Source organism: Rhodococcus sp. 14C212 (genome assembly GCF_011058195.1).
GTDB lineage: Bacteria > Actinomycetota > Actinomycetes > Mycobacteriales > Mycobacteriaceae > Rhodococcus > Rhodococcus aetherivorans.
This window is the reverse complement of sequence record NZ_JAALEH010000018.1, coordinates 61284-86594: the sequence shown is the minus strand read 5'-3', so window position 1 is coordinate 86594 and position 25311 is coordinate 61284. Positions and strand designations below refer to the sequence as shown.

Below are 25311 nucleotides of genomic sequence, written 5' to 3'. Positions count from 1 at the left end.
ATCACCACGCCCGAGCCGAAAAGCTCCGGCAGGCCACCACCGGCACCCGGCAACCGCTACAGTGAACCCTGCTCACGGGTGGGCACTTCCACCGGGCACAGTTGAGCACTTTCGATGAGCCTCATCAGCCCCCGGTCCGACCACCCGATACCACGCCCGGACCTTCGTCGTGTGGGCCGTGCGGCACAAGCATCTCCCCCACACTGTCGAGTTCCCGCACCGCCGGGCCAGAACACAACCGGCGATGGACGACGAGAAGCGCCTCGAGCTGATCCGCCGCTGCCTCGACGACGACCACGTCACCTTGAACACGCGTGTCGCGGCGATTCTCCTGCTCGTCTACGCGCAACCCCTGGTCCGCATCGCCGCCCTGCGGTGCGACGACGTGGTCGTCGATCCCGAAACCGGGTGCACTCTCATCAAGCTGGGCGAACCGCCCGCACCTGTGCCCGAGCCCTTCGCGAGCGTGCTCCACCAGCAACGCAACAACAGGCTCAACCTCAACACCGGAACCACCGACAGTCCATGGCTGTTCCCCAGCACCCGCGCCGGTCAGCACATCTGCGCGAACACGATCTTGCACAAGCTCCGAGACCTCGGGATAGACCGGAAGGCGGCACGCGTCGTCGCGCTGCGGCACCTGGTCACCCGAACCCCGCCAGCCGTCGTGGCCACCATGCTCGGATACAGCTACCAAGTGACCGAACGGCACGCCGCTCAGGCAGGCGACAACTACGCCAGATACGCGACGCTGATCAACGAATAACCCCTCCCCCGTTCCGCCTGCAAGCGAAAACCGGACGCAAGAAAACCGGAGGGCACCAGTAAAGGTTTGACTCCTCACTGCCGACATATTCAAGTCGCGTGGTGGTGATGAGAGCCGCGTTGATCCAGCCGCCAGGGTTGATCTGGTTCCCCCGACGGCTGACAGGTCGTCGGTCGGAAGGCGGTGACTGCGGGCCGCGAAATGGACGCCGCCAGCCCCTGTAGGCTGCTCGAGGGCGCTTTTCCCTTTCTCCGCGACAGCGGCATCGATTCGATACACCCGCTCCGCAACGAAATCAAAGTCGAGGTCGAAGCCCTCATCGAAGGTACCTATGCAGAGGGGATGCCCGATCCGGCCGATCGGGCATCCCCGTGTGGTCCGCATGTCGTGCCTGCTGGTGCGCACCCAGGACAGCGGTGCTCAGATGGCAGCGCGGAACCGTTCTATGGAGGCAGGCGTATATCGTTACTCCGGATTGTCCGAGGCTTCTGGCGCCATTGCAGATCAGGGGTCTCCCGATCTACGGGGTCAATCATCGATGCTAGCTACCAGACGCTGGCCTTTCACCCCGCGGGCGAGTTCTTCCAGGCCGGCAGGAATGTCGTGGAATCCGATCGTCCTGGTGGCGATCGTCAGGCCGCCGGAAGCAATGAACTTGATAACTTCGACGGTGTCCGCTGGGGTGCCGCCCACCGAACCGACCAGATCCAAGTCCTTCATCGCCAGCAGATACGTGTTGATCGTTGCTTCCTGCCGACCGACTCCGACCTGGACGATCCGGCCGCCGTGTCGGACCGCCTCGATGGCGCCGGCCGTGGTCGTTCCGAAGCCTGCAAAGTCCACGATCAGGTCGAGACCGAAGGGGGCCAGTTCCGTGACGTCGTTGACGACCTGCTTGACGCCCCGCTCGAGGCCTGCGGCGTGGACTTCCGCATTGATCTCGGCGGCATAGACTTCGGCACCGCCGAGAACTGCCATGCGAGCCCCGGTCATGCCGAGTCCACCAAGGCCGATGATGCCGACCTTCATGCCCGGACGCAGACCACCGCGGACGAAAACCGCATGGTATGAGGTCATTCCTGCGTCGGTTGCTGCAGCGGCCTGGACGAACGGGACCCCGTCGGGGATGGGGATGAGTTCGCTCGCCGGGGCGATCGTCTTCTGTGCGTACGCGCCGTGGCGTCCGATGCCGATCGTCTTCTGGCCGATGACGCCGCTCTGTCCGTCTCCCATGGCACTGATCGCGACGCGGTCGCCGATCGCAGCATCGGTCACGCCCTTTCCGACGGCAGAGACGATGCCGGCGGCCTCATGTCCCAGGATGATAGGAGTGAACCCGAGGACTTCCGTCAGGGTGCCGTCGGTGATGCCGACATCGCTGTGGCACAGGCCCGCGGCCTTGAGATCGACCACGACTTCACCGGGGGCCGGCGTGGGGTCCGGCAGATCGACGAGCTCGAGTGGAGACCCGAGACCTTTGAACATCCAAGCTTTCATGGTGGCCTTCTTTCTTGTTGAGCGACATAAGTGACGTGGTCGCGGATGTGTCCGGATCCCGCGGTGCCACAACCATCGATCGATGCGGCGGCGGTGTGGTGGCGGTCGGGGTGGTGTGGAGGGGTGCGGTGGCGTACCGCAGCCGCGTCCATGGCCGCGGTACGCGCCGACTTGGGGCGAGGAAGCACACCTGTCTTTGCGCAGATGATCGTCAGATGAATTCGCTGGGATCGGTTTCCCGTTCGTCGTCGACAGTTAGAAAGGTGATCGACTGTCGATCGAAGACCTTCTCTTCGTCCGCGCCGATGACGGCGGCTGTTTCCGGTGAAGTCAGGTGTGCCATGCCGACATCGAAAGCCGCACGATCGTCGAACCAAATCTCTGTGACTACATCGTATGGCGCCTCCATGTCCGACCGGTAGGTGCCATTCTCCCAATTCCGCAAGTAGTGCCGAACATATCTGCGCAAGCCCGGAACCATTTTGACAGCCAGGGGGGCATGCTTGTTCTCGTAGTAGGTGATGAAATCCTCGAGCGTGGTCCCTGGCTTCCTTTTGATCATGACGTAAGCCTTGAACATGCCATCTCCATTCACTATTCGGCAGCGGTGGGAAAACTTCGGTCGAGCTGTGTTGTTCTTGCCCTGACCAGCCCCGCCATTCACCGATGGATCCCCAAGGGGAAGTGAGCCAGTACGGGAGGGAGCTCCATCACCCGCTGTCACGGATCGTGCTGTCGACTCGAAGTGAGCGCTCCGTCTGCTCGAGTCCGGGCCTGGTACCCCCGAACCGGCGTCGGCCCGTCCCCTCGCACTGGACTGTCCCAAGTGATAGGAATCCACCTCGAATACGTTCTGTCTCAGGACAGTTGACAACTTCAGGGGCACCTCTGGATCCGGCTGATGCGGTCGCTCGTGGCCGGTGCGCTCGCAATCACGGGTGCCCGTTGCACAAGACGATCGGGGTCGCTCAGGTGGCGAGCCCCCCGTCGACCATCAGGCGTTGCCCGGTGATGTATGAGGCCTTGCTGGAGGCCAGGAAAGCGATCGCCTCCGCGATTTCTTCGGGGAGCGCGAGGCGCGCCAACGGCGTCTGTCCCACGGCAAGCTCCAGAAGGTCGCGCGTGACCTGGTCGGCATCGCGCATCGGCGGAACCATTCCACCTTCGACCACGCCGGGGCCGACCGCGTTCGCCCGGATGCCGTGGGCGGCTTCTTCGGTGGCCAGCATCCGCATCATCATGGCGACCGCCGCCTTGGGCGTGGCGGACAGTGCGTCCGTGGGAACCGTGCGGTCCACCGCTGTGGTGATCAGTGCGGTGATCGAGCCACCGCCTCCGGCTCGCAGCGCGGGCACGGTTGCCTTGGCGATATTGAAGAAGCCGAGAACATCGGTCTGGATTACGCCGGCGAATTCGTCGTCGGTGAACTCGATCAACGGCCGGGTGCGGAAGACCAGGCCGGCGGCCGACACCACGGTGTGAATCCGCCCGTGCTCGGCCAGCGCGGCGTCCACGACAGCTGCCACGGACTCCCGATCGGTCACATCGCAGGACAGCGCCGTCGCGTTGCGTCCCAGCTCCCGAATCGATGTGGCGAGTTTCTCCGCGTCCGCTTCTCGGGATCGGTAGGTCAGCACGACATCACAGCCGCGTTCGGCGAGCAAGCCCGCCGTGGCGGCACCGATTCCCCCGGTGGCGCCGAACACCACCGCGCAGCCGGTCGACGGGAACTCGGGCGTGTGAACTCCGAATGATGGCATGTCTGCTCCTGACATTATCGATTGAGCCGGTCAAGGCCTCTTGGTGCCGACGCGCCGGGTGGGCTGCTCGAACGTCTCGGGCTCGTTGCGCCTCTACCGCCGAACGTCTACAGCGTCAGCGACATCACCATCTCCCATAAATGACAGGAATGTCAGTGATTTGGCTTGATCGTGTGAGACTGATCCGATATCACCGCAGAAGAACAGCCATAATCCGGACATGACATGGGAATCACGACTTATGAACCGTGGACACGGTATGCGCGAGGACCGACATGCTCGCGGTGTGGGCCCGCGTCGTGGCCGAGGTCAGACCCGTGTGCTCTGTTCCGTCCCGGTCTGGGGTGTCTGCTCCACGAACTGACCAGGCGTCCGCCCGTGCCCGGGGGGGCCCGCGTAGGCCTGACCGATCGTCATCCACGCCCTGGCAATCGGCCCGGTGGTGACCAGGGCGGTGTCGGCGACGTGGCGCCGGCGGGTCAGCACCAGGCAGAAGTCCTCGATCGGTCCACTGACCGAATCCTCGAGGTGCTCGTCGCCGAACTCCCATGTCCGGTCCGGGGCGACGGACAGGGACACGCGCACGCCGGTGGCCGGCACCGGCACGCCACGATTGACGAAGCTGAAAGGAAGCGCAAGGCACGCGATCCGGGCGATGTGCTCCAACCGCGACGTCACCGGCCGCACGGCGCCGACGGTATCGGCGATGTCCTGCCCGTGCGCCCAGGTCTCCATCAGCCGGGCGGTGACCATCGACGCCAGGCTCATGGAAGGCCCGTACCAGGGGTGACGCGCGCCGGGCGTGGCCGAACGGAACGCGTGCAGCAGCGATCGGCGACCCCGTCGCCACGTTTCGAGAAGTTGTGCCGAAGACAGCTCGAGCAGCGGTTCGAGCACCGCGATGCTGTAGGCGTCCGGGTCCTGATCTGCTCGGTGTCGCTGTTCGGCGAACGCCTCGGGATCGGTGAGTGACATCTCGGCTGCGGCGTCGAAGAAGGCGAGGTGAGCGATCTGATGCCGACTCGTCCATCCGTCCGCAGGGGTGAGACGGGTCCATTCTGTGTCGCCGAAGGCTGCCACGACGTCGTCGAGAGCCGCCTGCTCGGCGTGAAGGTCGTCGATGAGGTGCGCGAATGTGCTCACGATTTCGGTCCTGTCGTTTCGTCGGTCATCGGTGCGTTGGGCTGTGCAGCGCGAGTAGACGCCGCGTTGTCGATCTTTCGCTGAAGGCGTCGCATGCCCTGCAGCCATCGATCGGGTTCGGTGGCGCGCGTGGCGTAGTACTGCGCCACTTGGGGGTGCGGGAGGATGTAGAAGCGGTCGTCGCCGAGGGCGTTCAGCACCTCGTCGGCAACCTGGTCGGCTTCGAGAACGCCCTTGCCGAATACGACGTCGCCGACCTCGTTGGTAGGCAACATCTGGGTCCGCACACCTTGAGGGCACAGGCACTGGACCGTGATGCCGCGGTCCCCGTAGGTGGCGGAGACCCATTCGGCGTGCGCGACTGCTGCGTGTTTGGTGACCGAGTACGGTCCGGAACCGAGCATGGTGAGCAGCCCTGCTGCCGATGCGGTGACGACGAAGCGTCCTTTCCCCTGCTCCAACCACTCGGGCAGGAGTTCGCGCAAGGCGCGCACGTGGGCCATCACGTTCACGTTCCATGATCGATCCCAGGCAGGTTCCGCATCGTCCGCACCTGTCTCGATGCCTGCGTTGGCGAAGAAGACATCGATCGAGCCGATTGCCTGCCGTGCCTGCACGACCAGATCGTGTACGGCACTTTCGGCTGCCGCATCGCCCGGTACGGCGTATCCGCCGACTTCCTCGGCGACGACCATGCATGCGTGCGGGTCGAGGTCGTTGACGACCACCCGCGCTCCGGCGCGGGCCAATCGATGCGCGAGCGCGCGTCCGATGCCGTTACCGGCGCCGGTGACGACGATCCCTGCGCCCTGAAGCCAGGGCGGGTCGTTGCGAGGGTGCATATGTTCGAGACCTTTCGATTGACGAAGGAGCGCACAGAAGCGCACAGAAGGTGCCTGCACAGGACCGACATCTATTTGACATCTATGTCAAGTACATGGTCAAGTGTCCGCGTCCCGCAGGACCACGATTGGACGCCCGCCGCGTCCATCCCGCAGACGGAGGCTCAGACGCTGCTGGTGGCGTTCGGAAGCAGAGCGATGTTCTCCGCGGCCGCCGTCGCCGCCGCCTCGAGGAAGGACCGAACAACCGGTCTGGTGTCCCCGCGCCGGTACGCGACCCCGATGATCGACGGGCTCGCGTCGGGCAACTCGATGGCCCGAATCAACGGCGACGGGGCAAATCGCGCCATCGTGGCACAACCGGTCACGACAAGCGGGGCGGCTGCCAGCGCCAGCTGGATGCCCTGCACCGTCGACACCGGTGGGAGTTGCGTATCGACCAGGGAATGCCCGCGTTCGGGGTCCAACTGCCAGAAACTCGAGAACCACTCCGGCGCATCGAGGCCGAGCATCGGATACTCGATGACGTCGTCCACGGAAAGAGTTTGCTCGGACGCCAATTCGTGTGTGCTCCGCACGAAGAGCGCCCGTGGCTCCGCCGCAATCGGGATAACCTCGACGTCGTCGTGCACGACGGGGCAACGCACGAGCGCCACATCGATCACTCCGCTCGCGACCAGGTCGACCTGATCGGCGAAACTGGTGTCCCGCAGTCTGACGGTGACATCGGGGTGCAGCGCCCGGAACGCCTCGAGGATGGGCCTGGTGAGCTCGCCGGCGGACAACGGTCCGGCCACCGCCCCGATCCGCAAGGTCGCGCTGTCGTCCGGGGCCGTCGCCTGCACCGCGAATCTGGCGTCCTCGACCTGGTGCAGGATCTCGCGGGCCCGGCCGACGAGTTCTCGGCCGGCATCGGTGAGAATCACGCCCCTGCTGGTCCGCGTGAAGAGTTCGACACCCAAGTCGCGTTCGAGCCGCAGCAACGCTTGCGACAGAGGTGGTTGCGCCATGTAGAGACGCCGGGCCGCCCGGCGCACGCTACCTTCCTCGGCGACGGCAACGAGGTACTGCAGCTGTCGCAGGTCCATCGCACCTCCGTCTACCCCGCCCCGCTCATATGGTACAGATCACAATTCCGGGCAGATGCCGCCTGCTGCTCGACCAACGGTCACTCGTCGGACACGGATCCCACCGCGTTCGACCACAAAGTGGTCAGGGTGTGGACGACGACATCCTCGTCGTACGGCTCGCCCTGGATGAACGACGCCCGGGCCACCTGCTCGATCATCCCGCCGAGGAGCCGGGCAACGACCTGCGGATCGAGTTCCGGGTCGAGCCGACCCACCTTCTGTTGATGGCGCACGCCGTGTTCGATCCGACCCAGGAACAGGCCGCGAATCCCTTTGAGCAGCTCCTGTGAGTAGGAGTCGTAGGGGGCGACCTCCTCGATCAACCCCATGATCCGGGCGTTGCGCGCATATGCCTGCAGGTAGCGCCGATTGGCCGCCGCCAAACGGTCCCGCGGGCTCGAGCCCGCCGCGTCACCGACCGCAGACGCCTCGAACATCTCCCCGGTCACCTGCTTGACCACTTCCCGGAAGATCTCCTCCTTGGACTCGAAGTAGGTGTAGAAGCTGCCGTAGGAGACTTCCGCACGCCGTGTGATGTCGGCGACCCGGGCCTCGTTGAGGCCAACCTCCTCGAAAGCGTCCCGGGCCGCTTGGATGAGCGCGGCACGGGTTCTCTTGCCGCGCGCCGACAGCGACTGGACCGGCACCGGCTGGCCGCCGCCACCGTTGCCCTTGCTGTCAGCCGCAGCCGCACCCTCGCTGCCCGAAGATGCCGCTCGCACGGGCTGTGCCATTGCCTGTCTCCTTTCCGGGACGGCTCCGCCGCTCGCCGGGGCCACGCCCGTTCGTCGATGATATGACACGCGAGTCATCCGGCTGTGGACGCCGCCGAATCACGAGGACGGAAGCGGTCTGACGTGGCACACCGATCCGATGGGTCGGCCGATCATCTCTCACGGGTCAGCGGTGCACGGTCGCAGCCACACCGGTGAATTGCTCCCTCAGTGTGCGCTTGAGGAGCTTTCCCGTTGCGGTGTAAGGCAATTCCTCGACAAACACCACCCGACGCGGGCATTTGAAGTGTGCGATGCGGTTGCGTGTGTAGTCGATCAGCTCTGCTTCGTCGATGCCGTCGCCCTCGGGTACCACCACCGCCACGACCGTCTCCCCCCACTTCTCGTCCGGGACGCCGATGACGGCGACTTCCGAGACTGCGGGGTGGCGGTAGAGGACCTGTTCCACCTCGATCGGGTAGACGTTCTCTCCCCCGGAGATGATCATGTCCTTCTTCCGGTCCACCAAGGTGATGAAGCCTTCGGCGTCGGCCCGTCCGAGATCACCGGTGTGGAACCAGCCGCCCCGGGTGGCTTCGGCTGTCTCCACCGGTCGGCCCCAATACCCGGCGAAGATGTTCGGTCCGCGCAGGACCAGTTCGCCGACCTCACCGACCGCGACATCGTGATCCTCGTTGTCGACGATACGTACGTCGACGTGCATGAACGGTCGGCCCACCGAACCGGCGTGCGAGACCACCGACTCCTCGTCCAGCAACAGCGTGTTCGGCGAAGCCTCGGTCATCCCGAACCCTTCCAGGAACATCCAGCCGCGCTGCTGGTAGAACTCGATCACCGGAAGCGGGCACGGAGCGCCGCCGCAGAGCACGTACTGCATCGACGAGACGTCGTGGGAGTCGAAATCCGGCACCTTCGACAGCGCCGCCCACATCGCCGGAACCATGAACTGGGTCGTGGTCTGGTACCGCTGCATCAACTCCAGGGTCCGGTGCGGATCGAACGCGCGAACCGTGATCACGGTGCCGCCGGCGTAGAGGATGGGCAGCACGGACAGGCCCAGCGCACCGATGTGGAACATCGGCGCCACCGCGATGGTCGCCGTCGAACTCGACAGCCCGCTGCCCACCGTGGCCATGTTGAACGCATTCCACTGCATGTTTCCGTGCGTGAGCATCGCGCCCTTGGGGGAGCCGGTGGTGCCGGAGGTGTACATGATCACGCACGTGTCCTCGGCGCGAACGAGCGGATCAGGACCCCGCCGAGCCGCAGTGAGCAACTCGTCGAGCCTTGAGACAGGGTAGTCCCCGATCGGCGCGCCGGCGGTTTCGACGAGGATCCGCCGGACACCGTGCCCGCCCTCGGCCAGGGCATCGGTCGCAAGGTCCCGGAATCTGTCGGACACCGCGAGCACGAGGGCGCCGGAGTCGGCGAGAATGTACCGGACTTCTCGGGCGTTGAGCCGAAAGTTGACCGGGACGACGATGGCGCCGAGATTCGCCGCGGCGAACAGCACGCGCACGAATTCGATGGAGTTCTCCATCAAGATCGCGACACGGTCCCCGCGGCGCACTCCGAGTTCGTGCAGTGAGGCCGCCGTGGCGGCCACGTCACGCTCGAGGTCCACGTACGGCACCGTCCGGCCGCTTTCGCCGTCGATCAGTGCGGTCGCGTTGGGTCGGCGATGTGCACGCCGTGCGATCCAGTCCCCGATTCCGCCTTGCATTTCATCTCTCCTAGGTCTTGGTGTCACTGCCCCGTCGCTGCGAGGTGACCGCTCAGCTGTGCGGAGCCCATGTCGGGCGGCGCCGCTCGGCGAATGACCGCATTCCTTCTCTGGCCTCGTCGGACCGGAAGTACCTCGCCGACACGTCCTGCATCGTCGACAGCTCGTCGGCAATCGACGGGATATCGGACCGGAGAACTTGCTTTGTTCCGGTCCATGCCCTCGGAGCGCTCATCAGCAGCATCTCGACGAGGCGATCGATTTCGCCCTCGAGGGCGTCGGGCGGCGCCACCGCACTGAGCAAGCCGATGCTCGCCGCGTGATGAGCATCGAATGTGTCGCCGGTCAGGAACAGCCGATGAAGCGCATGCGGCACGACTCGGTGTCGCAGCGGCACCGAGATGACCGCCGGGACGACCCCGATCCGCACCTCGGTGAAGGCAAAGGTGACGGTATCTACCGCGACGGCGAAATCACATGCCGCGACCAAACCGGTGCCGCCGGCGCGTGCTGGGCCCGCGAGGCGGGCAACCACCGGCTTCGGGGAGGTCCACAACAACTCGAGGACGGCGCAGAAGTCCCGCGCAGCGGCACCCTTGCGTTGCGGGTCCTCCTTCAGATCCGCGCCGGCGCAGAACACCGGTCCGGTGTGGGTTACGACGACGACACGGACCTCGTCGTCCTGCAGGGCCGCGGTCAGCTGGGCGAGCATCTGCGAGCACAGGTGCGAGGACAGCGCGTTGCGGTTGCGGGGGGAATCGAGCGTCACGGTGGCGATGCCCCGGGTGACGTCGCTGCGCACCAGCTCTTGCCGGCTCATCGGCGTGGCGGCCGTCATCGGTCCGCCCGGGGTGCGCCCAGCAACCGCTTGGCGATGATCTCGTTCATGATCTCGTTCGTCCCCCCGCCGATACCGAGGATGCGCGAGTCACGATAGTGCCGCTCGACCTCGGTCTCACGCATGTAGCCCATGCCACCGTGGATCTGTACCGCCTCGTCGACCACGAAGTCACAGGCAGCGACCGCGGTGTTCTTCGCCATCGCGACCTCCGCGCCGACATCCTCACCGGCCGCCCACCGAGCGGTCACGTCGCGGACGTAGGTGCGTGCCACCATCGTCTGTCGCTGCATCTCCGCGAGCTTGTGGCGGATCACCTGCCGTTCGGCCAGGGGCACGCCGAACGTCGTGCGGACCGTCGCGTGCTCCTTCGCCAGGCCGACGCAGCGTTCTGCGGTCGCCACCGCCTGCACTGCGAGCGTGAGCCGCTCGGATTCGAAGCGCTGCATGATCTGGAGGAAGCCGGTGTTCTCCTGCCCGATGAGGTTACGGGCGGGCACCCGCACCTGGTCGAAGACGAGTTCGGCGGTGTCCGAACACAGCCACCCCATCTTCTTCAGCCTTGATGCGACCGTGAAGCCCGGGCGATCGGACTCGACGATCAGCAACGAGACCCCGCGATGGCCCGGGCCGCCGGTGCGGGCGGCGACCGTGACGAAGTCCGCGCGGGTTCCCGAGGTGATGAAGGTCTTTCCACCGGTGATCACGTACTCGTCGCCGTCACGCACCGCGCGAGTGGTGATGGAGCCGACGTCCGAGCCGGTGCCGGGCTCGGTGACGCCGAGAGACGCAATCTTGGTGCCGGCAACGACGGGACGGACGAACTCGTCGAGTTGCCACGGGTCACCGGCGGCCGCGATATGCGGCGCGCCGATGGTATGGGAGAACAGTGCCGAGGTAACCCCTGTGCTCCCGCCGGCGAGGATGATCTCCTCGTTGGCGACCATCAGATCGATGAAGTCGCCCTCACCGCCGGCCTTCTCGGGGAAATCGAATCCCAGCAGGCCGAGCTCGGCGGCCTTCTCGTGCAGGGATCGGGGTAATTCGCCGGCTTCCTCCCATGCCGGCAGGTTCGGCGCGATTTCGCGACGGGTGAAGCCGCGCACGGCCTCACGGAGGGCGCGACGCTCGTCGGTGTACCAGAGCTCGTTCGCGGAGGTCATCGGGTCTCCAGGGGCAGTAGGGTGGTCGGGATGTCGACGTGTTTGGCGCGCAGATACTCCCCCAGGCCCTTCGCCTGGGAATCGAGGTGTGGATTGGCGGCCACGCCCCGGCCGAGCAACCCGACGATGGTCACGCCGCAGGCGCGCAGAAGCGGAAGCTCCCACATTCGCAGCTCGCAGCCTGCCGCTTCGGGCAGCAACTCCCGCACGGTGTCCTCGCTCCACCAGGAGCGCAGCCAGGGGTGGCCCTCGTCGTTGCGGGCCCACACGCCGAGGGTGGCGTTACCGGCCTTGTCGCCCGAACGTGCGCCCAGGACCGCGCCGAGCGGCAGCCGCTGTGTCGGTCCGTGGTACGTCTTCGTGCTCGGCGGGGTGGGTGGGTGGATGTCGGGCAGTTCCGCCGACGCGGGGGCGCCGGGCACGGTCCAGGTGCGCGCGCCGAGGGTGACGCGCTGGTCGAACAGCTCGGACCGCATGAGGGTGGGCCAGAACACGGTGAACTCGGTGCCGGTTCCCGGAGGGGCGGTGAAGTACGTGCCCGGATAGGTGGCCAGTCCGATCTCCACGGCGGCTCGGGAGAACCGACTCACTCGCTGGCGATCCGTACCCGTGACGGTGATCGTCAGCAGCGCGACGGCCTCTTCCATCGTGGCCGGGTCGGGCCGATCGGTACGCAGCAGCCGCACGGTTACGCTGTCGAATGCCTTCTCGCCCTCCGGGATACGTTTCCACAGTGCATCCTGGACGACTCGGGCCTTGTCCTCGATGTGGGTTCCGGTCAGGACGAAGGTGGTGTCGTTGCGCCATCCACCGGAGAACACCGCACCGACCTTGACGGTCGCCGGGGCCGGTTCTCCCCGGACTCCGGACAGGCGCACCCGGTCGGCACCGACCGATTCCACGTGCACGGTGTCCAGTCGGGTGACGACGTCGGGGTTCGCGTAGCGGGGGCCGTCGATCTCGTACAGCAGCTGCGCCGTGACCGTCTCGGTCGTGACGGCACCGCCGGTTCCGGGGTGTTTGGTGATGACCGAGGAGCCGTCCGGGTAGATCTCGGCGATCGGAAATCCGACCTCGCTCATCTCGGGGATCTCGGTGAAGAACGAATAGTTGCCTCCGGTGGCCTGTGCACCGCACTCGATCACGTGGCCGGCGGCGACCGCGCCGGCCAGCGCATCCCAGTCCGTTCGGTCCCAGCCGAAGTGCCATGCCGCGGGGCCGACGATGACGGCGGCGTCGGTGACGCGGCCGGTGATCACCACGTCGGCCCCTGCCCGCAATGCCTCGACGATTCCCCAGGCGCCCAGGTAGGCGTTGACGACGATCGGGTCGACGTCAGTGGGAAAGGCCTGACCGGAGTCCAGATGCGGAGCGTCCCAGCCGCGGGCGCGTTCCCGTGCGAACAGCTCGGTGGCGTCGTCACCGTCGACGACGGCTACTCGAACGGTGCGGCCGAGTCGCTCGGCGATCGCGGTGATCTGCGCGGCGCAGCCGTGCGGATCGAGTCCGCCGGCGTTGGACACGATCTTGATTCCTCGGTCGAGGCAGTCGCCCAGCACGTCGTCGAGTTGGGTGACGAAGGTGCGGGCATAGCCGGATCCGGGGTTGCGGAGTTGCTGTTTGGCCAGCAGTCCCATCGTCAGTTCGGCCAGCCAGTCACCGGTGAGCACGTCGATCGGGCCGCCGTCGATCATCTCGCGGGCTGCCGACAAGCGGTCACCGAAGAAGCCGGAACAGTTGGCGATGCGTAACGGTGTCGTGTTCATGCTTCCCCCTCGGCGCCGATTGTCACCAGTTCGGTCTGCGCGTCGACGTACTGGCCGACCGACACGTTGATCTTCTGGACCACTCCGTCGGCGCCGGCCAGCGCGGGGTGTTCCATCTTCATGGCTTCGAGTACGACCAGTTTCTGGCCTGCCGCGACGGTGTCGCCCTCGCTAATGAGGACGGCGACGACGGTCCCGGGCACCTCACTGACCGGGCCCGCCGCGGACGCGGCCAGCACGGTGCGGTCGGGCAGACGCGGTTCCGGTACCCAGCCGGACTGGCTGGTCGCATCGTTGATCCAGATCGAGCCGTCCCGATGGGTCGCGACGGCACACGGGTAGTCCACGCCGTCGAATCGCACCCGGACCGTGTCGGCACCGAGATCGATCAGGTCGAAGCGATGGCGGGTGCCGTCCAGGTCGAGAACGAGTTCGGTGTCGCCGGACGGTGCGGCCAGGCGGTAGGCCACCGGGATGGGCTCTCGCCCGAAAGGCTGCCACACCGCGGAGGTCAGCATCTCCGCGACGAGCGTCCGGAATCCGGGGGCGGCGAACCCGGTCGCCGGGTTCGCGGCCCGCCGACGAGAGACCGATGCTGCCAGCCCGGCAGCCAGGTGGACCACCGTCGGGGTGGCGGGAGCAGGATCGAGAAGGTCCTGGTGGTGGTCGAGGAAGTCGGTACACGTTGCGCCGGACAAGAAGTCCGGGTCACGAAGCAGGGCCGCGAGGAAGCTGCGGTTCGTCACCAGACCGTGGATTCGCGTGGCATCCAGCGCCGAGGCGAGCGCGGCGGCCGCCTCCTCGCGGCTGTCCGCACGGGCGATGATCTTCGCCATCATCGGGTCGTAGTAGGCCGAAACCTCGCCGGGCGCGGACACACCGACCTCGTAGCGCAGACCCGGACGCTCCGGGTACTCCAACAGATGGAGCGGGCCCGGGGTGGGCAGAAAACCACGGGCGGGATCCTCGGCGTAGAGCCGGACCTCGATCGCGTGGCCGCGCGGAACGACGTCCGCCTGTTCGATCCCCAAGGCCTGACCCTGTGCGACACGCAGCTGCAGCGCCACCAGATCCAGGCCCGTGACTTCCTCAGTCACCGGGTGTTCGACCTGCAGACGGGTGTTCATCTCGAGGAAGAAGAACTCGCCCGTGCGGTCGTCGAGCAGGTACTCGACCGTACCGGCGCCGAGATAGCGGAGTTCGCGGACCAGAGATACCGCGGTCGCGCCCATCTTCTCCCGGAGCTCGGGCCCGACGACCGGTGACGGCGCCTCTTCGAGCACCTTCTGGTGCCGGCGCTGCACGGAGCATTCACGTTCCCCGAGATGCACCGCCGATCCGTGTGCGTCCCCGAACACCTGGATCTCGATGTGCCGCGCCTTGTCCAGATACCGCTCGAGGAACACCGTCGCATTGCCGAACGAGCTGGCGGCCTCCCGACGGGCACCGGCGACGGCGTCGACGAGAGTGTCGAGATCGTCGACCCGGCGCATTCCCTTACCGCCCCCGCCCGCGGTGGCCTTCACCAGCAGTGGGAAGCCGACCTCGCAGGCTGCCGCCGCCCAGGCTGTGGGGTCGTCACCGGTGATCTCGGCATCCGGCAGCACCGGAACTCCGGCTCGTCGCGCGATCGCCTTCGCCTGGTCCTTCAGCCCCATGCTGCGCATCGACTCCGGTGAGGGGCCGACGAACAGGATGTCGGCCCGGCGGCAGGACTCGGCGAACTCCGCGTTTTCGGACAGGAATCCGTATCCGGGATGGATCGCATCGGCACCCGCTCGACGGGCGGCGTCGATGATCTTGTCGGCGCGCAGGTACGAGTCCGCGCTTGCGGTGCCACCGAGGGCAACCGCGAGATCGGCATCGAGGACGTGGGGTGACCGAGCGTCCGGGTCCGAGTACACCGCGACGGTGCGAATTCCTAGGGCGCGTGCGCTGCGGATGATCCGTCGTGCGATCTCCCCCCGGTTGGCGACGAGAAGGGTGGTGATGCGGTTACTGCTCACGGTTGTTTTCCTCACATCCGGAAGGGGGCGAATCGGGTCGCACCGACGACGGGGGCCGAGTGCGTAGCCGACAGGGCCAACCCCAGCACGGTGCGGGTGTGCCGCGGATCGATGACGCCGTCGTCCCACAGGCGCCCGGTGGCGTACACCGCGCTCGACTGGGTCTCGATCATCTCTTCGATCTCGCGGCGTACCTGGGCGTCCTGTGCATCGTCGTAGTCGGCGCCCGACCGTGCTGCCGCTGTGCGCCGGATGATCGACATCACCCCTCCGAGCTGGGGGCCGCCCATGACGGCGATGCGGTGGTTCGGCCAGGTGAACACGAAGCGCGGGTCGTAGGCGCGTCCGGACATGGCGTAGTTGCCGGCACCGTACGAGGCGCCGACCATGAGGGTCAGATGCGGAACGGTCGAGTTGGAGACCGCATTGATCAGCTTCGCCCCGTCCTTGATGATGCCGCCGCGTTCGGCCGCGGAGCCGACCATGAAGCCGGTGATGTTCTGGACGAACAGCAGCGGGATGCCGTGGGCGTTGGCGAGCTGAATGAAGTGGGCTCCCTTGTTGGCCTCCTCGGAGAACAGGATGCCGTTGTTGGCGAGGATGCCGACCGGGTAGCCGGCGATCGAGCCCCAGCCGGTCACCAACTGGGTCCCGTAGAGCGGTTTGAATTCGTCGAACCGCGAACCGTCGAGTATCCGAGCCAGGATTTCCCGTACCTCCACCGCCCGTCGTGGGTCGGCCGGCGCGCATCCGAGCAGCTCTGCCTCGTCGTAGGCCGGCGGATCGGCAGGCAGTGACGGGGCAGGACCGGCCTTGCGCCAATGCAGGTCGGCCACGATCTGGCGGCCGATGCGGATGGCATCGTGCTCGTCCTCAGCCAGGTAATCTGCCAGCCCGGAGACTCGGGCGTGCATCTCGGCCCCGCCGAGGGATTCGTCGTCGATATCTTCGTTGATCGCCATCTTCACCAGCGGTGGGCCGCCGAGATAGACCGAGGCGGCGTGTTTGACGAGCACCGTGTATTCGCTCATGCCCGGCATGTAGGCGCCGCCGGCGGTCGAGCTGCCGAATACCAAGGAGATGGTGGGAATGCCGGCAGCGGTCAGCCGGGTCAGTTCACGAAACGTCCGCCCACCGGGAACGAAGATGTCCGCCTGCGTCGGCAAGTCGGCGCCGCCCGACTCGACCAGTGTGATCAGCGGCAGCCTGTTGCGTTCGGCGATCTCCAGCGCGCGCAGCTGCTTGGCCACGGCATCGGGGTTGAGCGATCCCCCCTTCACCGTCGACTGGTTGGCGAGGATCATGCATTCGACGCCGTTGACCGTGCCGACACCCGTGATCAGACGGGCACCCGGCTGGGATCGGGGATCGTGGGCACCCGCGTAGCAGGACAGTTCCAGAAAGGGAGCGTCCTCGTCCAACAGCAGATCGACACGCTCACGTGCGAGGAGCTTTCCCCGGGAACGATGACGGTCGACTGCTTTCCCGCCCCCCGCCTCGAGGACCTGCACCGCGAGCTCCTCGAGGGGCCGCAGCGCGGCGAGCATCGCTTGTCGGTCGCACTCGAAAATCTCGGACTTCGGATCGAGCTTCGATTCGATCACAGTCATCAACACACCTCATTGCGCTAAGAGTTCGGCGGCAGCCCGTACCGCTGGTTTCCGCGAAGCGTCGTCGGCCGGTTCGACCTGGTTCGTGGGACTGTTCGATTACAGCCCTTCTTTGACAAGTATGTCAAGTGTTGAAGGCGGTATTTTCACAGTTGGAGTGCAGACAATAGCCGTTTGCTAGCCATAGAGCTCATCGGTAGTTGACATGCTGATCTGCAGATGTCTACTGTCGCGCCAGACGAGGTGGACACCGCCTCGTGGTACGTCGCTCGACCGCCGCGCCGCCGACACGCCCGATCAGCAGCCGAACGGAAACGCGTCCGAGTAGGTGCCCATTCGCGGGCTCGGGACACGAACGGCTGCGGTGCCCTCCGTAGGCAGAACCTGGTAACGGCCGTGAGAGAGGCGTCGCCACCAGGTGGACGCTCGCCCGCCCGAGCAACACGTACATGCGCGCTGTTGCCGCGGCTACGGCAAGCGCTGCCACGCCGGCAGAACACGAGGAGATATCTTGACCACCCAACACCGAGGGCTCGAACTTCCTGCGCTACAGAACTTTCTCCGCCGATCGGGCATTCCCCTCGACGGAGATCTACGGGCAGAGCTGATTTCGGGAGGCAAGTCCAACCTGACCTACCACATCGTCGACGACTCCTCGCGCTGGATTCTTCGGAGGCCCCCGACAACGGGACGGACCCCGTCCGCCCATGACGTGGCACGGGAATTCCGCATCACATCCGCGCTGCAGCGCACAGACGTCCCTGTGGCCACACCCGTCATCCTCTGCGAGGACGAGACGGTCCTCGGGGCTCCGTTCACCCTCGTCGAGTACGTTTCAGGCCAGGTTCTCCGGACCGGGTCGGACGTCGAGGCGCTGTCCGACGACCAGATCGACGCGTGTATGACCGGTCTGATTCGAGTGCTCGGCGCACTTCACAACGTCGACTACCAGGCGGTGGGATTGGGCACGCTCGGCCGGCCGGACGGGTATGTCACACGGCAGATCGACCTGTGGGCAAAGCAGTGGGACCGGGTCAAAACCCGGGACTCGGTCGACGTCACCAAACTGTACGATGCGCTCACCGACCTCGTACCGACGCACACGGACGCGTCCATCGTCCACGGTGACTACCGCATCGACAACACCATCCTGGCCTCCGAGGACGTCGGCACATTGGCCGCCGTGGTCGACTGGGAACTCTCCACTCTCGGAGATCCACTCACGGATGTCGCCTTGATGTGCGTGTACAGGCATCCGGCCTTCGATCTCGTTCTCGGAGAGCCCGGTGCCTGGACAAGCCCTCGACTTCCGTCGATCGACGATCTGGCTTCGCGCTACGCCGCGGCCTCAGGCCGAGTCCTGGACCACTGGAACTTCTACATGGCACTGGCCTACTTCAAGGTCGCCGTCATCGCCGAAGGCATCAATTACCGCTACCGCGTGGGCGCGACCGTGGGAGCCGGATTCGACCGTGCCGGTGAATCGGTGCCCGAATTCCTGGCAGCAGGACTCGGCTCCTTGACGTGACGAACTCCGTGAACGTTCCTCCCGCCTCCCCGACGGTGACGAATCCACGAAGCATCGGCGAACCGACCAACCTCCCGCCCAGCTCGCTTCCGCGACGAATGCCCTCGAACGCCGTTGGCCGCGTCCGCTCCACCGACGACTGCACGGTATGACCAACCGGCTCGGTCTGCGAAGGCCCAGCCTCGAACTCCCAAGGAGCATGTGATGCCCGAAGCTGTGATTGTCTCCGCCGCCCGTTCTCCCATCGGGCGGGCAATGAAGGGGTCGCTCAGGACGGTGCGCCCGGACGACCTGGCCACCCAGATGGTCGCGGCCGCCCTGGCGAAGGTGCCGGAGCTGGACCCCGCCCGGATCGACGACCTGTTGCTCGGCTGCGGCCAGCCCGCCGGCCAGTCCGGGTTCAACATCGCCCGCGTCGTCGCGGTGCAGCTGGGCTACGACTTCCTGCCCGGCGTGACCGTCAACCGCTACTGCTCGTCGTCGCTGCAGACCACCCGCATGGCGCTGCACGCGATCAAGGCCGGCGAGGGCGAGGTGTTCGTCTCCGCCGGTGTCGAGTCCGTCTCGAGCTTCGTCACCGGGAACGCCGACGGCCTGCCGAACACCAAGAACCCGCTCTTCGCCGACGCCGAGGCCCGCACCGCCACGCTCGCCGAGGGCGGCACCGCGTGGACCGACCCGCGCAGCGAGGCCCTGCTGCCCGACGTGTACATCGCGATGGGCCAGACCGCGGAGAACGTCGCCTCGATGACCGGCATCTCCCGCGAGGACCAGGACCGGTGGGGCGTGCGGTCGCAGAACCGGGCCGAGGAAGCCATCAAGTCCGGCTTCTTCGAGCGCGAGATCAGCCCCGTCACCCTGGCCGACGGCACGGTCGTGACCACCGACGACGGGCCGCGGCCGGGCACCACCTACGAGGCCGTGAGCCAGCTGGGGCCGGTGTTCCGCCCCGACGGCACCATCACCGCCGGCAACGCCTGCCCGCTCAACGACGGCGCCGCGGCCCTGGTGATCATGTCCGACACCAAGGCCGAGGAGCTGGGCCTGACCCCGCTGGCGCGGATCGTCTCGACCGGCGTGTCCGGCCTGTCGCCGGAGATCATGGGTCTGGGCCCGATCGAGGCGGTCAGGAAGGCGCTCGCCCACGCCGGCAAGACCATCTCCGACATCGACCTGTTCGAGATCAACGAGGCGTTCGCCGTGCAGGTGCTCGGCTCCGCCCGGGAGCTCGGCATCGACGAGGACAAGCTCAACGTCTCCGGTGGCGCGATCGCCCTCGGCCACCCGTTCGGCATGACCGGGGCGCGGATCACCGCCACCCTGCTCAACAACCTGCAGACCCACGACAAGCAGTTCGGCGTGGAGACCATGTGCGTCGGCGGTGGCCAGGGCATGGCGATGGTGCTCGAGCGCCTGAGCTGACGCGGCCGTCATAGGCCGACCTCACAAGGCAGAGCGGATGCGACGGTGAAAACCGGGGCGCGATTCGCCACCGAGATCCGGTTGTCTCCGGCTGCGGTGTCGGACGAGAGTCTGTGCAACCTCAGCGTTTCGGGGCCTTGGCGCAGCGGCGGGACAACAGTCGAGGCGGGCACCCTGGGCGGGACACGACTCCCCGGCAATCCCGAGGGGCCTCCCGTCGGTTCTGCCCCAGTCTGCCGGTCGACCGCGTGGGCGACCTCCTGGCGTTGTCGTATCGGTTCGGTGGACCGGCCCCGCTCGGGGCCGTCACCGTGGATGCCCCACTGCCGCCGCTGCCCAGCCCTCCGCGCCGGAAAGCGGCTCCATCTGCACTGAAGATCGTCCGCCTCAGTCGTGGACCGAGCAACCGCCTGCCGCAGGACGAGGCGCTCCCATCTGCCGGATCGGGGTCATGTCATGTTGGATTTTATGGCTCTCTTCTGCGGTGATATCGAATACGTCTCGCCGAGGACGGGCTGATTTGTTGACATGCATGTCATCGGACTGCGACGGTGATTCCCATCACACCCTACGTTTGTTTGGAGGAGCGATGTCCGCATCAGCAACCGGTGAGATCACCGCACAGCAGCCGGGTCGGGAAGTAGATGCCGTGGTGGTCGGGGCCGGGTTCGGTGGGCTGTACATGGTGCACCGGCTGCGGGAGATGGGACTGACGGTGCAGGGCTACGAGTCCGCTCCGGACGTAGGGGGAACGTGGTGCTGGAACGGCTACCCGGGCGCGCGGACCGACTGCGAGGGGTACTACTACTGCTACTCGTTCGACCCGGAGATGCTGCAGCAGTGGAACTGGACGGAGCGGTATCCCACCCAGCCGGAGATGCGGGCCTACTTCGGGTACGTGGCCGACAAGTTGGATCTGCGGCGCAGTTACCGGTTCGGGACTCGCGTCGAGGCGGCGGTGTTCGACGAGGACTCCGGGCGGTGGCAGGTGCGCACCGAGGCCGGTGAGCGGACCTCGGCGACGTACCTGATCACCGCCGTGGGAATCCTCTCGGCCCCGAACCTGCCGAACTTTCCCGGCGTCGAGTCCTTCGAGGGGCAGTGGTACCACACCGCGTACTGGCCCGAGGAGGGCGTGGACCTGGCCGGCAAGCGAGTCGGGATCATCGGCACCGGCTCGACCGGAGTGCAGGCCATCCCGCTGCTCGCCGAACAGGCCGAGCACCTGACCGTGTTCCAGCGGACCCCGAACTATGTGATCCCGGCCCGCAACCGGCCCGTCTCACAGCAGGAGATGGACGAGGTCAAGGCGCGTTACGACGAGGTATGGGCCAAGGTGCGCCGGCACTGGTTCTCGTTCCCGTTCGACATGGCCAACATGCTCGCGGGCTCGACGGACGAGGAGGAGCGCACCCGGATCTACGAGCAGGGCTGGGCAAACGGCGGATTCCCGTTCCTGTTCACCTTCGACGATCTGCTGTTCGATCCCGTCGCGAACGAGTCGGCAGCGGAGTTCGTGCGCACCAAGATCCGTGCCGCGGTCGAGGACCCGGCCGTCGCCGAGTTGCTGTGCCCGCGCTACCCCTTCGGTGCCAAGCGTCCGCCGTCGGGCACGGGCTACTACGAGACGTTCAACCGAGACAACGTAGCCCTGGTCGACGTGGCCACCAACGCGATCGCCGAGATCACCCCCCGCGGAGTCCGGTTGGCCGACGGCACCGAACACCAGGTCGACGTCCTCGTCTTCGCCACCGGCTTCGACGCATCCACCGGAGCACTGACCCGAATGAACATCGTCGGCCGCGACGGACGCGTTCTCGCCGACAAGTGGGCCCCCGGCCCGAGCACCCACCTGGGCATCGGTACCCACGGCTTCCCGAACATGTTCATGATCACCGGACCGCAGAGCCCGTTCACCAACATCCCCCCGTGTGCGCAGAACACTGCCGACTGGATCGCCGAGGCCATCGCCCACCTCCGCCGCGAAGGCGCGACCCGCATGGAAGCCACCGAGGCAGCCGAGCAGGCCTGGACCGAACAGATCACCGCCATCGCCGAACAAACCCTGCTCACTGCCGGTAAGGACGTGCACTCCTGGTTCACCGGCACCAACGTCGACGGCAAGGCCGCCGTCATCAACGTCTTCTTCGGCGGCGCCGACAAGTACATGGACATCTGCGAGCAGGTCGCCGCAGACAACTACTCCGGCTTCGAGATCACCACCACCGAGCCCGCCTACGCCCGCTAGCCCATCTCTAGTAATCAGGAGTACCGACGATGACGAACGACGTGCGCACCGACGCTCTGCGCGATCTCTACGGAAGCTGGGCCAAGCGGGCCGCCGACAACCCCGACATGGACCTTGCCACCATGCGCGACATCTACGAAGAAGCGCATCTTCTGGCAACCGAACCCGAGGACGTCACCTACCGCGAGGTCGACGCAGATGGCGTCAGCGCGATGTGGATCGTTCCTGCGGGCGCACCCGACAACGCCGCCATCATCTACACCCACGGGGGCGGATGTTCGGTGATGTCGATGCACAGTCACCGCAAACTCGCCGGCCACCTGGCCAAGGCGGCCGGTGTGAAAGTGCTGAACGTCGATTACCGTCGCGCACCCGAATACCCGTACCCCACCCAACTCGACGAGGCACAGAAGGTCTACCGGTGGCTGCTTGCCCAAGGCATCGAGCCGACACGCATCGCCACAGCAGGGGACTCGGCCGGCGGCAATCTCGCCACCACCCTTGTCCTGGCTCTGCGCGATGCCGGTGAACGCCTTCCGGCCGCGATTGTCGCGTTCTCGCCCTGGTACGACCTGGAACACAGGGGCACCACCCTCGAAACCAATGCCGGCACCGACGCTCTCATCGACCGGGCCGTCGTGGAGATGATGGCCCAGATGTTCCTCGGCGAGAACGGGTCACCCACCGATCCGTTGACCAACCCCCTCTACGCCGATCCCGCCGGTCTGCCGCCGATGTACCTGACCGCCGGCGGCTACGAAACGCTTCGGGACAACGCGGAACGCTTCACCGATCTGGCACGCGGCGCAGGGGTGGAGGTGACTCTGGAGATCACACCGGAAATGCAGCACGTCTTCCAGTTCATGGCTGGACGGTCTCCGGAAGCCGACGCGTCCATCGCGGCGGCAGGCGCCTTCGTCCGTCGACACCTCGACCTCTGATTCATCAGCGACATCTCACACACCTACCTGTGGCCGGCGGGGGTCCGATATCGATTCGGACCCTGCCGGCCGCAGGTGCGGCCTCCGTGGTCGCCGCAGCCAGACAGGAGCCCCGGTGAGCGTCTTCGAACTCTCCGAACGCACTCAGCACTACCGAGCCGAACTGCTCGACTTCATGGACTCGCACATCTACCCCGCCGAGTCCGTCTACGACCGGCAGATGCGTGAGTCCGGAGATCCTCACTTCCAACCCCCGATCCTCGAAGAACTCAAAGACGAGGCACGGCGGCGCGGACTGTGGAACCTGTTCCATCCGCATCCGGAATGGGGACCGGGATTGACCAACCTGGAGTATGCCCCCCTCGCCGAAATCATGGGTCGCAGCCACATCGCATCCGAGGCCTGCAACTGCAGCGCACCGGACACGGGAAACATGGAGGTGCTCACACTCTTCGGCACCGACGAGCACAAGCGGACATACCTCGAACCGTTGCTGGCCGGGGAAATCCGCTCCGCCTTTGCCATGACCGAACCCGCAGTTGCCAGCTCGGACGCGACCAACATCGAACTCCGGATGGAACGCGACGGTGACGTCTATGTGCTGAACGGCCGCAAGTGGTTCGCCTCCAACGCCATGCACCAGAACTGCCGCGTGCTGATCGTGATGGGAAAGACCGATCCGTCCGCGCCACCGCACCGGCAACAGTCGATGATGGTGGTGCCGATCGACGCCGAGGGTGTCACCGTGGTGCGTAACCTCCCGGTCTTCGGTTATGTCGACCGCGAGGGCCACGCCGAGGTGCTCTTCGACAACGTCCGCGTACCGAAGGAAGACCTCCTCGCCGGGGAAGGAGAGGGCTTTGCGATAAGCCAAGCGCGACTGGGCCCCGGACGAATTCACCATTGCATGCGTGCAATCGGAATGGCCGAACGAGCACTGGAGTTGATGTGTACCCGGGCGCTCACGCGCACGACCTTCGGAGAACCACTCGGCGAACGTGCCAACATTCAGGACTGGATCGCCGAGGCTCGCATCGACATCGAAATGGTCCGTCTGCTCACCTTGAAGGCGGCTCACATGATGGACACCGTCGGCAACAAACAGGCCCGAACCGAGATCGCCGCGATCAAAGTGGCCGCGCCCCGAATCGCCCTGAAGATCGTCGACCGTGCAATCCAGGTGCACGGCGGCGCCGGTGTCACCGACGATTTTCCGCTGGCCATGGCGTACGCCCACCTGCGCACACTCCGGATCGCCGACGGGCCCGACGAGGTCCACCTGCGTGCCATTGCCAAGGGAGAACTGAAGAAGTACAGGTCCGCCACCTGGGACCCGGTGAGGCCCGACACTGCGAAGGTCGCAGACGTCCGATGAGCCCATACGAGTTGAAAGGACGCACCGCGCTCGTCGTCGGTGCCTCCCGTGGCATCGGATTGGCCACAGCGCAGGCGTTCGCTGCCGCCGGCGCCGACGTCGTACTCACATCCCGCTCCGCTCAGTCCGCTGACGCCGCTGCTGCAGAGGTCGGGGGGACGGCGATCGGGGTAGGCGTGCACGCCGTCGACGAAGACGGTGCCCGGCGGTGCATCGACGACGTCATCGAGCGATTCGGCGGTCTCGACATCCTGGTGAACAATGCCGGCACGAATCCCGCCTACGGCCGGATGACAGAACAGGATCATGGGCGATTCTCGAAGACGTTCGACGTCAATCTCTGGGCACCGTTGCTGTGGAGCGGTCTCGCCGCGAAAGCATGGATGGCGGACAACGGTGGCGCGATCGTAAACACCGCCTCGATCGGAGGCATGGTCGCCGAGAGGGGAATCGGCGTGTACAACGCCTCGAAGGCAGCATTGATCCATCTCACCAAGCAGCTCGCAATGGAACTCGCACCGGCGATCCGCGTCAACGCCGTAGCGCCAGGAGTGGTGCGCACCAAGCTCGCCGAAGCGCTATGGGCGGAACAGGAACAATCGGTGGCCGCGGCCACCCCACTCGGAAGGATCGGTGAGCCGGACGACGTCGCATCGGCGATCCTGTTCCTCGCCTCCGACGGTGCCCGCTGGATCACGGGCGAGACACTGGTCGTCGACGGTGGTCAACTCCTCGGAGATGCAAGGAACTTTGCAGGATAGACCGCGGCCTCGACGGTGTGCCGGATGTCAGCGGCCGAAGACGAGCTGTTGTCGCCCG

At 66.1% G+C, this 25311-nt stretch carries 20 protein-coding genes; 7 read left to right on the top strand and 13 right to left on the bottom strand.

Annotation, left to right across the window (positions count from 1 at the left end; genetic code table 11):
* The first annotated feature begins 244 nt into the window (after window positions 1-244).
* On the top strand, window positions 245-766 hold the full coding sequence (locus G6038_RS11270) for a hypothetical protein (RefSeq protein WP_165037731.1): 522 nt from the start codon (window positions 245-247) through the stop codon (window positions 764-766).
* 528 nt (window positions 767-1294) lie between these two features.
* Here the strand turns inward: G6038_RS11270 and G6038_RS11265 are convergent.
* From G6038_RS11265 to G6038_RS11205, 13 genes are all read right to left on the bottom strand, one after another.
* Entirely contained in the window at window positions 1295-2263 is a 969-nt protein-coding gene (locus G6038_RS11265; protein WP_161995368.1) for a zinc-binding dehydrogenase, read from the bottom strand.
* A 211-nt stretch (window positions 2264-2474) separates the two neighbouring features.
* Entirely contained in the window at window positions 2475-2843 is a 369-nt protein-coding gene (locus G6038_RS11260; RefSeq protein ID WP_165037730.1) for an EthD domain-containing protein, read from the bottom strand.
* Between the two features lie 388 nt (window positions 2844-3231).
* On the bottom strand, window positions 3232-3972 hold the full coding sequence (locus tag G6038_RS11255) for an SDR family NAD(P)-dependent oxidoreductase (protein ID WP_161995355.1): 741 nt from the start codon (window positions 3970-3972) through the stop codon (window positions 3232-3234).
* Between the two features lie 360 nt (window positions 3973-4332).
* Complete coding sequence (locus G6038_RS11250; protein ID WP_206024566.1) at window positions 4333-5166, bottom strand: TIGR03084 family metal-binding protein; 834 nt, start codon at window positions 5164-5166, stop codon at window positions 4333-4335.
* Window positions 5163-6008 carry an SDR family oxidoreductase gene (locus G6038_RS11245; RefSeq protein ID WP_165037729.1) on the bottom strand — a complete coding sequence of 282 codons (846 nt, stop codon included), beginning with the start codon at window positions 6006-6008 and terminating at the stop codon, window positions 5163-5165. Before G6038_RS11245 ends, G6038_RS11250 begins: the two co-directional genes overlap by 4 nt.
* 164 nt (window positions 6009-6172) lie before the next feature.
* Complete coding sequence (locus G6038_RS11240) at window positions 6173-7096, bottom strand: LysR family transcriptional regulator (protein ID WP_165037728.1); 924 nt, start codon at window positions 7094-7096, stop codon at window positions 6173-6175.
* A gap of 80 nt (window positions 7097-7176) precedes the next feature.
* Window positions 7177-7872 (bottom strand): TetR/AcrR family transcriptional regulator, encoded by a 696-nt coding sequence (locus G6038_RS11235; protein ID WP_202916715.1) that lies wholly within the window; start codon window positions 7870-7872, stop codon window positions 7177-7179.
* A gap of 166 nt (window positions 7873-8038) precedes the next feature.
* Window positions 8039-9595 (bottom strand): long-chain fatty acid--CoA ligase, encoded by a 1557-nt coding sequence (locus G6038_RS11230; RefSeq protein WP_165037727.1) that lies wholly within the window; start codon window positions 9593-9595, stop codon window positions 8039-8041.
* Between the two features lie 52 nt (window positions 9596-9647).
* Window positions 9648-10433, bottom strand: a complete 786-nt coding sequence (locus G6038_RS11225) for an enoyl-CoA hydratase-related protein (protein ID WP_240918428.1) — start codon at window positions 10431-10433, stop codon at window positions 9648-9650.
* Entirely contained in the window at window positions 10430-11596 is a 1167-nt protein-coding gene (locus G6038_RS11220; protein ID WP_165037726.1) for an acyl-CoA dehydrogenase family protein, read from the bottom strand. The genes G6038_RS11225 and G6038_RS11220 overlap by 4 nt, the downstream gene beginning before the upstream one ends.
* Window positions 11593-13362 carry an acyclic terpene utilization AtuA family protein gene (locus G6038_RS11215; RefSeq protein WP_165037725.1) on the bottom strand — a complete coding sequence of 590 codons (1770 nt, stop codon included), beginning with the start codon at window positions 13360-13362 and terminating at the stop codon, window positions 11593-11595. Before G6038_RS11215 ends, G6038_RS11220 begins: the two co-directional genes overlap by 4 nt.
* Window positions 13359-15368, bottom strand: a complete 2010-nt coding sequence (locus G6038_RS32065; protein WP_346772794.1) for a biotin carboxylase N-terminal domain-containing protein — start codon at window positions 15366-15368, stop codon at window positions 13359-13361. Before G6038_RS32065 ends, G6038_RS11215 begins: the two co-directional genes overlap by 4 nt.
* An 11-nt stretch (window positions 15369-15379) precedes the next feature.
* On the bottom strand, window positions 15380-16978 hold the full coding sequence (locus G6038_RS11205) for a carboxyl transferase domain-containing protein (RefSeq protein ID WP_165037724.1): 1599 nt from the start codon (window positions 16976-16978) through the stop codon (window positions 15380-15382).
* A gap of 508 nt (window positions 16979-17486) precedes the next feature.
* On the opposite strand from G6038_RS11205, the gene G6038_RS11200 reads away from it, so the two are divergent.
* From G6038_RS11200 to G6038_RS11175, 6 genes are all read left to right on the top strand, one after another.
* Window positions 17487-18506 (top strand): phosphotransferase family protein, encoded by a 1020-nt coding sequence (locus G6038_RS11200; protein WP_346772795.1) that lies wholly within the window; start codon window positions 17487-17489, stop codon window positions 18504-18506.
* 204 nt (window positions 18507-18710) lie between these two features.
* Entirely contained in the window at window positions 18711-19928 is a 1218-nt protein-coding gene (locus G6038_RS11195; protein WP_165037722.1) for an acetyl-CoA C-acetyltransferase, read from the top strand.
* Window positions 19929-20517: 589 nt separating this feature from the next.
* Window positions 20518-22176, top strand: coding sequence for an NAD(P)/FAD-dependent oxidoreductase (locus tag G6038_RS11190; RefSeq protein WP_165037721.1), 1659 nt, complete (start codon window positions 20518-20520; stop codon window positions 22174-22176).
* Window positions 22177-22283: 107 nt separating this feature from the next.
* Window positions 22284-23117 carry an alpha/beta hydrolase gene (locus G6038_RS11185; RefSeq protein ID WP_240918427.1) on the top strand — a complete coding sequence of 278 codons (834 nt, stop codon included), beginning with the start codon at window positions 22284-22286 and terminating at the stop codon, window positions 23115-23117.
* Between the two features lie 115 nt (window positions 23118-23232).
* On the top strand, window positions 23233-24492 hold the full coding sequence (locus G6038_RS11180; protein WP_165037720.1) for an acyl-CoA dehydrogenase family protein: 1260 nt from the start codon (window positions 23233-23235) through the stop codon (window positions 24490-24492).
* A complete protein-coding gene (locus G6038_RS11175) occupies window positions 24489-25253 on the top strand; it encodes an SDR family oxidoreductase (RefSeq protein ID WP_064066365.1) in 765 nt (254 codons plus the stop codon). The genes G6038_RS11180 and G6038_RS11175 overlap by 4 nt, the downstream gene beginning before the upstream one ends.
* The last annotated feature ends 58 nt before the right edge of the window (window positions 25254-25311 follow it).

Coding starts and splice junctions, on each gene's coding strand:
- G6038_RS11195 (WP_165037722.1), top strand. CDS start 18,711: ATGCCCGAAGCTGTGATTGTCTCCGCCGCCCGTTCTCCCATCGGGCGG.
- G6038_RS11225 (WP_240918428.1), bottom strand. CDS start 10,433: ATGACGGCCGCCACGCCGATGAGCCGGCAAGAGCTGGTGCGCAGCGAC.
- G6038_RS11215 (WP_165037725.1), bottom strand. CDS start 13,362: ATGAACACGACACCGTTACGCATCGCCAACTGTTCCGGCTTCTTCGGT.
- G6038_RS11265 (WP_161995368.1), bottom strand. CDS start 2,263: ATGAAAGCTTGGATGTTCAAAGGTCTCGGGTCTCCACTCGAGCTCGTC.
- G6038_RS11270 (WP_165037731.1), top strand. CDS start 245: ATGGACGACGAGAAGCGCCTCGAGCTGATCCGCCGCTGCCTCGACGAC.
- G6038_RS11190 (WP_165037721.1), top strand. CDS start 20,518: ATGTCCGCATCAGCAACCGGTGAGATCACCGCACAGCAGCCGGGTCGG.
- G6038_RS11175 (WP_064066365.1), top strand. CDS start 24,489: ATGAGCCCATACGAGTTGAAAGGACGCACCGCGCTCGTCGTCGGTGCC.
- G6038_RS11230 (WP_165037727.1), bottom strand. CDS start 9,595: ATGCAAGGCGGAATCGGGGACTGGATCGCACGGCGTGCACATCGCCGA.
- G6038_RS11185 (WP_240918427.1), top strand. CDS start 22,284: ATGGACCTTGCCACCATGCGCGACATCTACGAAGAAGCGCATCTTCTG.
- G6038_RS11220 (WP_165037726.1), bottom strand. CDS start 11,596: ATGACCTCCGCGAACGAGCTCTGGTACACCGACGAGCGTCGCGCCCTC.
- G6038_RS11205 (WP_165037724.1), bottom strand. CDS start 16,978: ATGACTGTGATCGAATCGAAGCTCGATCCGAAGTCCGAGATTTTCGAG.
- G6038_RS11235 (WP_202916715.1), bottom strand. CDS start 7,872: ATGGCACAGCCCGTGCGAGCGGCATCTTCGGGCAGCGAGGGTGCGGCT.
- G6038_RS11260 (WP_165037730.1), bottom strand. CDS start 2,843: ATGTTCAAGGCTTACGTCATGATCAAAAGGAAGCCAGGGACCACGCTC.
- G6038_RS11240 (WP_165037728.1), bottom strand. CDS start 7,096: ATGGACCTGCGACAGCTGCAGTACCTCGTTGCCGTCGCCGAGGAAGGT.
- G6038_RS11245 (WP_165037729.1), bottom strand. CDS start 6,008: ATGCACCCTCGCAACGACCCGCCCTGGCTTCAGGGCGCAGGGATCGTC.